Raw genomic sequence first — 11637 nt, 5'->3', positions numbered from 1 at the left:
ATCATCATGAAAGTGGATATCTATAAAAGTGCGACCAGTAACAACAAGTACATCTCGGTCAGGGCAGGGGCCGATATTTCCAAGGTGGACGTGCCCGACCCGGATTATGCCAAGCTGATCCACCAGACCGCGGATGTCGAGGTGGACAAGGAGCAGCGCCACTTGCACTATGATGCCGGTCTGATCATCAAGGATATCGAGCAACACGGTTATCACCTGCATCACGTGAAGCGGAATTTCAACTGATCAAACAAAAAGAGCGGTTAACCCGCTCTTTTTTTTATGTTTTTCTGGCCTAAGTCTTACAAGATCAAAGCTCGCCGAAGTCGGGGTTTTGCATTTCCGTCTGCGCGAAGAAATGACCTAGCTTGTCGCGCTTGGTCAGCAGGTATTGCAGGTTGTCCTGGTTGGGCTGGATCACCAGCGGAATGCGCTCATTGATGGCTAGGCCGGCCTGTTGCAGGCTGGAGACTTTCTCCGGGTTGTTGGTCATCAGGCGCAGGGAGTGCACGCCCAGGTCCTTGAGGATATCCACTGCGGCAGTATAGCTGCGCTGGTCGATCGGCAGGCCGAGGTGCAGGTTGGCGTCGACGGTATCCAGCCCCTGGTCTTGCAACGCATAGGCATGGATCTTGTTCGCCAAGCCGATGCCGCGCCCCTCGTGCCCCTTGAGGTAGAGCAGCACGCCCTGGCCGGCTTCCGCGATCATGCTCTGCGCCAACACCAGCTGTTCGCCGCAATCGCAACGGTTGGAGGAGAAGATGTCGCCCGTCAGGCATTCGGAGTGCACGCGCACCAGCACGTTTTCATTGTTGAGCACATGGCCTGCCACCAGGGCGACATGCTCCTGGCCGGTTTGTACGTCGTGATAGACATGGATGATGAATTGACCGTACTTGGTGGGCAGGGTGGATGAAGAAATTTTACTGATCGTGCTCATATGGGTAATGCAATGGTTGAGTGCTGCTGCAAAACGCAGACAGGCAGATTAAAGTAAATCTGCCTATGACGCCAGGGTTTGTTGCCGTTTTGTTGGGCGGTCGAGTGTTGCGCCGGCTGGTTCCGGCATGTGGCGAATATCCTTGGGCCCTCGTCATTTCAATGCGGAAATCGCGCCCATCTTGATCAGCCTTGCCCGCACGATATTGCGGCTTACGCCCAGCAGGCGCGCCGTCTGCACCTGGTTGTTGTGGCAATAGTGGTAGGCCGTGCGCACCACCGTGTCCTCGATATGCTCGTAGAGGCTTTCATGGCCGGCCTCGAACAGCTGGTGCAATGCGTGCTGGAGCGGGTCGCCTGCGCCATGGCCGTCATGCTCCTGGCGGGCGCGGTGGAATAGTTGCATGGACGAGAGTTGCAGGTCTTCGCTGCGCAAGCGGTGGCTCTTGCAGATCAGCAACGCATGGTGGATGGCGTTCTCGAGCTCGCGGATATTGCCAGGCCAGGGATGGGCTAGCAGCTTGCGCTTGGCGTCCTCGTCGATCTCCACCTCGCCGTAACCCAGGCGGCGGCGGTATTCGCTGACGAAATACTCGGCCAAGGGCAGGATGTCGCCCGGGCGGTCGCGCAATGTCGGAATTTCCAGGAGGGCCACGCGCAGGCGGTAGAACAGGTCTTCGCGGAAATGTCCCGCCAGCACGGCTTCTTCCAGGCGTACATTGGTGGCCGCCACCAGGCGCACGTCGATCGGCGTGGGTTTGCGCGCTCCCAGGCGCACCACTTCGCGCTCCTGCAGGACGCGCAGCAGCTTGACCTGGATGCTCAGGGGCAGGTCGCCGATTTCATCGAGGAAGATGGTGCCGCCGTGGGCGGCCTCGAACCAGCCGGTCTTGGCGGAGAACGCGCCGGTGAAGGCGCCTTTCTCGTGGCCGAACAGCTCGCTTTCGACCAGGGTCTCGGAAAAGGCGCCGCAATTGACCGCCACGAAAGGTTTTCCCCGGCGGCGGCTCAAGTCATGCACGTGGCGGGCGATCAGCTCCTTGCCGGTGCCGGTCTCCCCGATGATCAGCACATTGGCGTCGCTGGGGGCGATTTTCTGGATGCGTGCGAGGAGCGCCAGGGATTTCGGGTCCTCGAACACCTGTGCCGTCGCTCGTATCGAGGTACTGAGCGATTGCGAGTTGGGTAGTGTCAACAAATTCATTTCATCCTCTTTCGAGTAAATGCCGTCAAATTCTTGGTAGGTGAGTCCCATGTAATCGTTGTCCAATATGTTCATGAGTAGAATGTTGGCGTCGGGTACTGCTGTTTCAGCGCCCATTCGCCCAGCTCCTTGATCTTGTAGTCAACGGGGTCATGCAATGTGTGGGTGCGCAGGTTGCGCCAATGCCGGTCTAGCCTGAGCCCCGCATGGGTGGCCCTCGACCCGGCGACCTCGAACATGCGGCTGGTGATGTCGAGGCCGGTGCGGGTGGCGATGATTTTGGCGGACGTAATGTCGATCGCGGCTTCGCCGCGCTCTTCCTCCGTCAACTGTCTTCCCTTGCTCCATGCCTGGTCGAAGCTTGCCGCCGCAAGGTCGGTCAGCGCCCTGGCGCTTTGCAGGCTGGCCCAGAACTCGCCGTAATGCGCGAGGATGTAAGGGTCTTCCGTTTGATGCTCCAACCCGGAGCGGTGCCAGGGCCTGGCCTCGTTCAATGTGTAGTGCCGCGCGTCCTCGAAGGCGCCTTCCGCAATGCCTAAGTAGATGTTGGTCAGGATCAATTGGGCGAGCAGGGGGCGCAGGCAGGAAAACGGCGTGCTCAGCGGCCCCGGGTCGGCGAGGATGTCGTTGGCCTCGACGCGCACTTTCTCGAAGTTGACGCTGCCGCTGTCTGTCTGCCGCTGGCCGATGTTGTGCCAGTCCTGCAATACGCTGATGCCGGTTCTCCCGGTGGGTAGCGCCGCCACGACGAGGTCGTGGCTGTCCTGGGTATAGGCGGAAACGATCAGCATCTCGGAATCCAGCGCGCCCGAGCAAAAACTCTTCTTGCCGGAGAACTCATACCAGTTGCCGACCTGCCGGCTGGTGGTGCGGTCATCCAGCGGGTTGAGCGCATTGCCCCAGAACCAGTTCAGCCTGGCGGTATGCTCGAACCAGGGGCGCCACTGGTCGGGGCGTGCGAACAGCCTGGCGGTCGCGAGCATGAGGTGGTGAAACGCGAACACATGGGCAATCGAGCTATCCGCCCTGGCGAACTCGCGCACGACTTGCATGGTGTCCTGCCAGTTGGCACCCAGTCCACCCTCGGTTTCCGGGATCGACAAAGCAAGCAGGCCGCTGTTGCGGATCAGGTCGCGCTCCGCCTTCGGCGTGCCGCCTGCTTCGTCGCGTTCTACCGCCGTCAGGCGGAATTCCGCTGCCAGCGCTTTCGCGGTTTCCTGGATGGATGGCGGTTCGTGTACCTCGACATCGTCCTGGAGTATAGTCGTTGAAATAGCCAAAAGTTATATTCCTTAATGAATTAATAAGGATATAGCAGCTATCGTGCCATGCCGTCCTGCCAAGGCTTGGTCGGTATTCTGCTGCCAGGGAAGCAATGCGCGAGGCCAAGCTGGGCTTGATCTCCCGTAAAGGCTGATGAAATCGGGGCTGCGGGCTGTTGCTTGTGAATCAGCACATTCTGCAGAAATTCGACTGAGCGATGTGCTTTCCTACCAGCAATCGAGCAGTTTTGTGCTGATTAATCAGCACCTGTACGAGTGTGGTTTTTATAACCTCTTAGAAAACATTGACTTGGATCGTGGCATGGAGCTTGCTGAATAGGGCAGGTGATGTTTATCAGTTCAAGGACAACGTTAGATGGATATATTCTGGTTTCTTCCCACGCATGGCGATAGCCGCTACCTTGGCACCAGCCATGGCGGCCGTGCCGTCAGCCACCACTATCTAAAGCAGATCGCCCAGGCTGCTGACGAGCTGGGGTTCAAGGGCGTCTTGATCCCGACCGGCCGCTCGTGCGAAGACTCCTGGGTGGTGGCGTCTTCTCTCGTCAACTTCACCGAGCGCTTGAAGTTTCTCGTCGCGATCCGTCCCGGCATCATTTCCCCTACAGTGTCCGCACGCATGGCGGCTACGCTTGACCGTATCTCCGACGGGCGGTTGCTGATCAATGTCGTGAGCGGCGGCGATCCGGACGAGCAACACGGGGACGGCAATTTCCTCAGCCATTCCGAACGTTACGCCGAGGCGGATGAGTTCCTCAAGGTGTGGCGCGGGGTGGCGGCGGGCGAATCGGTGGATTTCGAGGGGCAATATATCAAGGTCAAGAATGCCAAGACCATGTATCCACCAGTGCAGAAACCATATCCGCCATTGTTCTTCGGCGGCTCCTCGCCAGCAGCAGTTGAGCTTGCAGCTCAGCAGATCGATGTCTACCTAACATGGGGGGAACCGCTCGAAGCGGTGAAGGAAAAGATTGAACTTGTGAAGGCGCGCGCCGCCGCCTATGGCCGCACGCTCAAGTTCGGCATCCGCATGCATGTGATCGTGCGCGAAACCAGCGAACAGGCATGGCAGGCGGCGGATGACCTGATTTCCCATGTCACGGACGAGACAATAGCCGCGGCGCAGAAAGCGTTCTCGCGATTCGATTCAGAGGGGCAGCGCAGGATGTCGGCCTTGCATGGCGGGCGCCGGGACAAACTGACGGTGGCGCCCAACCTCTGGGCCGGCGTGGGGCTGGTGCGGGGAGGGGCCGGCACTGCGCTGGTAGGCAATCCGCAGGAGGTCGCGGAACGCATCCGCGAATATGCGGCGCTGGGCATCGATTACTTCATCTTTTCCGGCTACCCGCACCTGGAAGAGGCCTACCGCGTTGCCGAGCTGCTGTTCCCGCTGCTGCCGATCGAGCAGCAGAATGCGCTCGGCAATATCAACCTGACAGGCCCGTTCGGCGAAATGGTGGCAAACGATATCGTGCCGCCGCCTGCCTCGGGCAAGTTGTCCATTGTCAAATAAGGGGATGCCTGTGAACCCAGTCGAAGCTATTGCCAAGCCCAAGCTTGAGCAGTTCCATACTACTCCCCTGGAGGTTGCCCGCTCGCTCGCGGCGCAGTTTGCCAAGACGGCCGTCGCCAGGGACCAGCAGGGCGGCACTCCCAAGCAGGAGCGTGACGAGATAAGAAGGAGCGGCCTGCTCGGGCTGATCATTCCCCGGGAATTGGGCGGGACGGGAGCGAGCTGGACGGACACCCTGGAGGTGGTGCGAGAGTTCGCGCGCGTGGACAGTTCGGTCGCGCAGGTCTTCGCCTTCCAGCACCTCATGCTGGCCACGGTGCGGCTGTTCGGCACCGAAACGCAGTGGAAGCCATGGTTTCGCGAGACAGCCAGGAGTAATTGGTTTTGGGGCAATGCCTTGAATCCGCTGGATACGCGCACGAGCAGCCAGGTTGCGGGCGGACGACGCGAATTCCATGGCAAGAAGAGCTTTTGTTCAGGCGCGACGGATTCCGACATGCTGATTGCATCGGCGATCGATGCGGCAACGCAGAAACTACTCATCGCCGCGATTCCGACAGCGCGCGAAGGCATCATCCTGCACCAGGACTGGGACAATATCGGCCAGCGGCAGACCGACAGCGGCAGCGCGGATTTCGAGCATGTTCGCGTGGAAGAGTCCGAGCTGCTGACGCAGCCCGGCCCGCTCAGTACGCCGTTCGCCTGTTTGCGGCCGTTGATCGCGCAACTGATCTTTTCCAATATCTACCTGGGCATTGCCGAAGGCGCCTTGGCGGAAGCGCAGCAATACACTCTCAAGCAATCGCGTGTCTGGTCAGGCTCGTTGGCGAGCGACATCAAGCAGGAGCCTTATACCCTGCTGCATTACGGTGAGTTCTGGGTAGGGCTGGAGGGCGCGCGCCTGCTGACCAATCGCGCAGCGGCACTGCTAGATAGCGCCTGGGGCAAGGCCGAGTCTCTGACTCAGGAGGAACGCGGCGAAGTGGCGATTGCCGTGACCGCGGCAAAGGTGGCAACGAGCAAAAGCGGGCTGGACATCACCCAGCGCATGTTCGAGGTCACCGGTGCGCGCGCTACCACCGCCGCTTTGCGTCTTGACCGCTTCTGGCGCAATCTAAGGGTCTACACATTGCACGACCCGGTCGATTTCAAGCTCAGGGAGCTAGGCGACTGGGCCTTGAACCAGCAATATCCGACGCCGTCGTTTTATTCCTGATGAAGAAACCAAAAAGCCCGGATATCCGGGCTTTTTATTGTCATTGCTGCAGCAAGTTAAGCTCCAGATATTCAACGTCTTTGTAGCGTGATAAAACGCGGGAGAAACCCCGCGTTCATGCCATTGCGCCTAGCGCATTAAATCCACGGATGGCGCGGCGGATTGATGTTGTTGAGCGCGTAATTGCCCACGGCGTAGTATTTCCAGCGCACCGGGTCGTGCAGGGTGTGGGTGCGGGCATTGCGCCAATGGCGGTCCAGGTTGAATTGGGCCAGCGTCGAACGCGCACCTGCCAGCTCGAACAGCTTGCTGCCTGCGAGCAGGGCGGTTTCGGTGCTCAGCACCTTGGCTTCCGCCACGGCGATCGAGGCGGCGGCTACGGTATCCTCGTTCGGGTTACGCTGTGCTTCATCGAGCAGTTCACCAGCGCGCTTGAGCAGGGCATCGGTCGCATGCACGCGGATCTGCAGGTCGCCGATATCCCTGATCGTCAACGGGTCCTCATAGCCGTGCTCAAGGTCGCTGTCGATCCAGGGGCGGGTATGGTGACGCACGAAATGGATGGTGTCGCGCAAGGCCGCGCGCGCGATGCCGGTATCGACCGCAGCCTGGATGATTTGCGCGACCGGCCCCATGCTGGTCGGCCGGTCGAATGCCAGGTGGTGCAGCAGGACGTAATCCGCCGGGATGAAGATATTGTCGAGGATGGTGGTGCCGCTCGCGGTCGTGCGCTGGCCGAAGCTGGACCAGTCATCGATCACGGTCAGGCCGGGCGTGCCTTTCTTGACGAAGGCCACGGTCGTGTTGTCGTGCTCGTTCTTGGCGATGACCGGCACCCAGTCCGCCAGCAACGCCCCGGACGAATAGAACTTCTTGCCGGAAAGCAGGTAGCCACCCTCGGTCGGCGTGATGCGGGTCTGCACGTCATTGACGCTCTTGGTGCCGATTTCCGAGAAGGCATTGCCGAACCGCACGCCCTTCAGCACAAGGTCGAAAAAGAACTGCTTCTGGAACTCGGTGCCGTCGAGGCGTATGCCTTCCACCATGTAAAGGTGGTTCTGCGGGATTTGACCGATGCTCGGGTCGGCTTCGGAAACGATTGCGATCACTTCGGTCAGAGTGGTATTGGAGACAAACGCGCCGCCGTATTCGCGCGGCACCGTGATGCCCCACAGTCCGCTCTGCGAGAACAGGTCGAGCTCTGGCGCAGGCAAGCGGCGCTCGGCGTCGCGGACTGCCGCCTCCTTGGCGATTTCCGCGGCGACTTGCCTGGCGACTTCAATGGCTTCTGCATCGGTCTTGATGATGTGCGCCGGCGCGCGAGGGAGGTCGGTTTCTTCTATCGGTACGGATGTGGCTGTCATGGATTACCTCTTTAAATGATGAATATGCGGGATACAACGATCCTGACCGAAGTGTGCATTTAGCATGCCATCTGAGTAAGTTATTTAAATTCAATTACTTACTTTTAAATTGCTTTTGATTGCGCGCTATTGACTAGCAGCATATTGCTGACAATATGCTGCTCAATCAGCAATCCTTCTCCTGCCTGTCCTGCAGCAATCTCATTTTTCCCTTACTCCGGCTGCTGATACAGCAGCACATTTTCAGCATTCAGCCTGTCACGCAACAGGTAAAAATTCTCATTTTTACTATCAACCATATGAATATTAATGATTTTTAGTTTTGGCACGGTTGCTGCTATCTACTAATTGTTATTTGCGGACGCATAAAACGCCGCAATTGGTAATAAGTAAACAGGAGGGCGGCAATGAGTAAAAGACTGAAGCTGGTCGCCGTGTCGGGAAGCCTGAGCAATCCGTCACGCACGACAACATTATTGAAGGCCATCGTTGCCGAACTGCAGCAAAGGCTGCCGCTGGACGTGCATTTCATAGAACTGCAAAAGCTGGGGCCGGCGCTCGGAGGCAGCCTGAGCCGCCTCGAGCTGCCCAAGGCCGCCGTCGACGAAATACTCAGGATAGAAGAGGCCGACCTGCTGGCGGTGGCGACCCCGGTATACCGCGCATCGGTCACCGGCCTGTTCAAGCACCTGTTCGACTTTGTCGGGCACGAAACCCTGACCAACACCCCGGTTCTGCTCGCGGCGACCGGCGGCAGCGAGCGCCATGCCTTGGTGATCGACCACCAGCTGCGGCCTCTGTTCAGTTTCTTCCAGGCATTGACCCTGCCGGTGGGCGTATACGGCAGCGAGGCCGACTTCAAGGAGCTGGACCTGGGCGGCTATGCCATTGCCGGCCCGCAATTGAAGGAGCGCGTCGTCCTCGCGGTGGAGCGAGCATTGCCGTACCTGCAGGCGCTTGCCGTCGATAATCTATCCGTCCAGAAGGCCAGCGCATGAGCAAGACCATCCGCTTCAATGCGTTCGAAATGAATTGCGTTGGCCACCAATCCCCCGGGTTGTGGCGGCATCCCCGCGACCGCTCCTGGCAATACAAGGACCTGGAATACTGGACCGACCTGGCGAAGATCCTGGAGCGCGGCATTTTCGACGCTGTCTTCATTGCCGACGTGATCGGTTATTACGACGTCTACAAGGGCAGCAACGACCATGCCTTCCTGCAAGGCGTGCAGATTCCGGTCAACGATCCGCTGCAGCTGGCCAACCCGATTGCGCTTGCCACCAAGCACCTGGGCATCGGCATTACCGCCTCGACCTCATTCGAGCACCCCTATACGTTCGCGCGTCGGCTTTCCACGGCCGACCATCATACCAAGGGGCGCGTGGGCTGGAACATCGTGACCTCCTACCTGGAAAGCGGCGCCAAGAACATCGGCCAGGGCGGCCTCAAACGCCATGACAACCGTTACGAGGTTGCCAATGAATACCTCGAAGTGCTCTACAAGTTGTTCGAGGGCAGCTGGGAGGAGGGCGCCGTGATCCGCGACCGTGAGCAGGGCGTGTTTGCCGACCCCGGGAAAATTCACGAGATCGGACACAAGGGCAAGTATTTCGAGGTGCCCGGCTACCACCTGTGCGAACCTTCGCCGCAGCGTACCCCGGTGCTGTTTCAGGCCGGGGCGTCGAACGCCGGCAAGGATTTCGCCGCGCAGAACGCCGAGCTGGTGTTCATTTCCACGCCAACCCAGGAAACCACGCGCGCCTATGTGCAGGACATTCGCAACCGCGCCGCGGCGGCCGGGCGCGACCCGGAAAAACTGTTCATTTATGCATTGGTCACCATCGTCGTCGATGAGACCGACGCCAAGGCGCATGCCAAGCTCAAGGAATACCAGAGCTACGGTTCCTACGATGGCGCGCTGGTGCTGACCTCGGGCTGGACCGGCATCGACTTCGGCCGCTACGCCCCCAAGGACAACGTGCGCAAGGTCGAGACCAACGCCATTATTTCCGCGGTGGAGCACCTGGCCGAAGGCAGCAAGACCTGGACCATAGAAGAGCTGGCCAAGTGGGCCAGCGTCGGCGGCTTGGGGCCCTTGTTCGTCGGCTCGGCCGCCACCGTGGCCGACCAGTTGCAGCAATGGGTGGAGGCTACCGACCTCGACGGCTTCAACCTGGCCTATGCCGTGGCGCACGAGACCTTCGAGGATGTGGTGGAGCACCTGGTGCCGGAATTGCAGCGCCGCGGCGTCTATCCCAAGGAATACCGCGAAGGCACCCTGCGCGAGAAGCTGTTCGGCGAAGGCCCTTATCTGCCGGCCAACCATCCCGCTGCGCGCTACCGCGACATCGAGCGCGTCAAGCATGAACAGCAGGCGCCGTACTTGCAGGAGAAAACGGCATGACCTGGAGCGCATTGCTGGCAACGCCGGATTCGCAGGCGCTGGGCGCCGGTTTCTCGCAGGATATCCTGGCAAATGTAGCAGGCTGGACAGCGCAGCGGCCCGATGCGATTGCATTGCTGCACAAGCAGCGCGGACGCTGGGAAGCGTTCCGCTGGCATGACCTGCCTACAGCACTGGACCGCCTGCGCCAGGGATTGGCGCGGCACGGGCTGGTTGCCGGGGCCCGCTTGGCGGTGAGCGGCGCATTGGAGCCAGAGCTGATCCTGCTGGTGCTGGCCGCGCATGCGGCAGGCGCCAGGGTGGTCCCGGTCGATCGCCATGCGCAGGGCGATCACCTGAGAAAGGCGCTGCAAGCGACCGCGCCGACCCACGCTTTCGTGCAGGACAGGAAAACCATCGCCTCGTGGCTGGAGAGCGGTTACGCCAGCGCCGAGCCGGCGACCCTGTTCACCTCGCAGCCGACCGGGCACCAGCACGCCTCGTGGCGCATCGTCGCGCTGCATACGGTTTCACAGGCGGTTGCCGACGGCGCGAAGCGTCCCGGTGTAGCCTCGGACCTGTACCGCAACCTGCGTTCGCAGTCCGTGCTATGGGTAGACGAAGGCACAGAATGGCAGGGCGGGCTGGAACAGGTGCTCAAGAGCTGGCTGGAAAGCGGTATGACGTTGGCGGCGCCCGAGGTGGCGGCCTCGTCGGCGCGCGACCGCCATGAAATCCAGCCGCAGCATTTCGTGGCATCGCCCAAGAGAAAAATCCAGGTGCAGGCCGAGCTGGAAGAGCGGTTGCCGCCGCACGGCAGCTGGCAACGGCAACTGGCCGGCCAGGCGGCCGCGACACCGATTGCCAGGTGGCTGGCAGGACGCATATCGCGCCTGCACGGGCTACCGGCTGATGCAGGTGCCAATGCTCCGGCGGGAGCTGCGTCATGATGCATATCGTCAACAGCGGCGACGTCATCCTCGACGTGAAGGACATCTCGTTGTCATTCCAGGGGGTGAAGGCGATCACCAGCCTGTCGTTCTCGGTGCAACGCGGCGAGATCTGCGCGTTGATCGGGCCGAACGGCGCGGGGAAGAGTTCGCTGCTCAACGTCCTGAACGGGGTATATGTTCCCGATAGCGGTGAAATTCATTTCGACAACGAGCACTTCCGCAGGCTGCATCCGTTCCAGGCTGCGCGGCGCGGCATCGGGCGCACTTTCCAGAATAATGCCTTGTTCAAGAAGATGAGCGTGCTGGACAACATCCTCAGCGGCTTGTCGCGCCACGGCCGCTCCAGCTTCATCGAGCAGGCGCTCAGCCTGCCGCGCGCACGGCGCGAGGCGGCGGATTTCCTGCAAAGAAGCGAGGCCGTGCTCGAGTTCCTTGAGTTGCAACTGCACCGCCACACCCTGGTGGGCAACCTGGCCTACGGCCTGCAAAAGCGCGTGGAGTTGGGCCGGGCATTGGTGTCCTCCCCCAGGCTGCTGTTGCTGGACGAACCCATGGCGGGCATGAACGCCGAGGAAAAGCAGGAGATGAGCCGCTTCATCAACGATATCAACCGCGACCTCGGGATCACGGTCGTGCTGATCGAGCACGACGTGGGCGTGATCATGAACCTGTCCGACCATGTGGTGGTACTCGACTACGGCCGCAAGGTGGGCGACGGCACGCCGGCCGAAGTGCAGGCCAATCCCGACGTGATTGCCGCCTACCTCGGCTCGGTGCATTGA

Annotated in this window: 12 protein-coding genes; 8 read left to right on the top strand and 4 right to left on the bottom strand. The window is 60.4% G+C overall.

What is annotated here, in order from left to right:
* Positions 1 to 6: 6 nt before the first annotated feature.
* Positions 7 to 246 (top strand): hypothetical protein, encoded by a 240-nt coding sequence (locus ACW4YW_RS01170; RefSeq protein ID WP_309565186.1) that lies wholly within the window; start codon positions 7 to 9, stop codon positions 244 to 246.
* A gap of 64 nt (positions 247 to 310) precedes the next feature.
* On the opposite strand, the gene ribA is transcribed toward ACW4YW_RS01170, so the two are convergent.
* From ribA to ACW4YW_RS01155, 3 genes are all read right to left on the bottom strand, one after another.
* A complete protein-coding gene (gene ribA, locus ACW4YW_RS01165) occupies positions 311 to 940 on the bottom strand; it encodes a GTP cyclohydrolase II (RefSeq protein WP_407996538.1) in 630 nt (209 codons plus the stop codon).
* Between the two features lie 153 nt (positions 941 to 1093).
* On the bottom strand, positions 1094 to 2143 hold the full coding sequence (locus tag ACW4YW_RS01160; RefSeq protein WP_407996792.1) for a sigma-54 interaction domain-containing protein: 1050 nt from the start codon (positions 2141 to 2143) through the stop codon (positions 1094 to 1096).
* 71 nt (positions 2144 to 2214) lie between these two features.
* Positions 2215 to 3423, bottom strand: coding sequence for an acyl-CoA dehydrogenase family protein (locus ACW4YW_RS01155; protein ID WP_457135872.1), 1209 nt, complete (start codon positions 3421 to 3423; stop codon positions 2215 to 2217).
* Positions 3424 to 3559: 136 nt separating this feature from the next.
* Between ACW4YW_RS01155 and ACW4YW_RS01150 the strand changes: the two genes are divergently transcribed.
* The 3 genes from ACW4YW_RS01150 to ACW4YW_RS01140 are packed head-to-tail and all read left to right on the top strand — an operon-like array spanning position 3560 to position 6155.
* Positions 3560 to 3745 carry a hypothetical protein gene (locus tag ACW4YW_RS01150; RefSeq protein WP_457135871.1) on the top strand — a complete coding sequence of 62 codons (186 nt, stop codon included), beginning with the start codon at positions 3560 to 3562 and terminating at the stop codon, positions 3743 to 3745.
* Positions 3746 to 3781: 36 nt separating this feature from the next.
* Complete coding sequence (gene ssuD, locus ACW4YW_RS01145) at positions 3782 to 4939, top strand: FMNH2-dependent alkanesulfonate monooxygenase (RefSeq protein WP_457135870.1); 1158 nt, start codon at positions 3782 to 3784, stop codon at positions 4937 to 4939.
* A gap of 10 nt (positions 4940 to 4949) precedes the next feature.
* The gene (locus ACW4YW_RS01140; RefSeq protein ID WP_457135869.1) at positions 4950 to 6155 is read left to right on the top strand and encodes an acyl-CoA dehydrogenase family protein; all 1206 of its coding nucleotides are present in this window, start codon (positions 4950 to 4952) and stop codon (positions 6153 to 6155) included.
* A 137-nt stretch (positions 6156 to 6292) separates the two neighbouring features.
* Here the strand turns inward: ACW4YW_RS01140 and ACW4YW_RS01135 are convergent, their stop codons facing one another.
* A complete protein-coding gene (locus tag ACW4YW_RS01135; RefSeq protein ID WP_457135868.1) occupies positions 6293 to 7519 on the bottom strand; it encodes an SfnB family sulfur acquisition oxidoreductase in 1227 nt (408 codons plus the stop codon).
* A gap of 407 nt (positions 7520 to 7926) precedes the next feature.
* On the opposite strand from ACW4YW_RS01135, the gene msuE reads away from it, so the two are divergent.
* The 4 genes from msuE to ACW4YW_RS01115 are packed head-to-tail and all read left to right on the top strand — an operon-like array spanning position 7927 to position 11637.
* Complete coding sequence (msuE, locus tag ACW4YW_RS01130) at positions 7927 to 8517, top strand: FMN reductase (RefSeq protein WP_457135867.1); 591 nt, start codon at positions 7927 to 7929, stop codon at positions 8515 to 8517.
* A complete protein-coding gene (locus ACW4YW_RS01125) occupies positions 8514 to 9923 on the top strand; it encodes an LLM class flavin-dependent oxidoreductase (protein WP_457135866.1) in 1410 nt (469 codons plus the stop codon). The genes msuE and ACW4YW_RS01125 overlap by 4 nt, the downstream gene beginning before the upstream one ends.
* Positions 9920 to 10852 (top strand): AMP-binding protein, encoded by a 933-nt coding sequence (locus ACW4YW_RS01120; protein ID WP_457135865.1) that lies wholly within the window; start codon positions 9920 to 9922, stop codon positions 10850 to 10852. Before ACW4YW_RS01125 ends, ACW4YW_RS01120 begins: the two co-directional genes overlap by 4 nt.
* A complete protein-coding gene (locus tag ACW4YW_RS01115; protein WP_457135864.1) occupies positions 10849 to 11637 on the top strand; it encodes an ABC transporter ATP-binding protein in 789 nt (262 codons plus the stop codon). Before ACW4YW_RS01120 ends, ACW4YW_RS01115 begins: the two co-directional genes overlap by 4 nt.

The organism is Methylobacillus pratensis (assembly GCF_054072455.1).
This window is presented reverse-complemented; position numbering and strand designations above follow the sequence as displayed.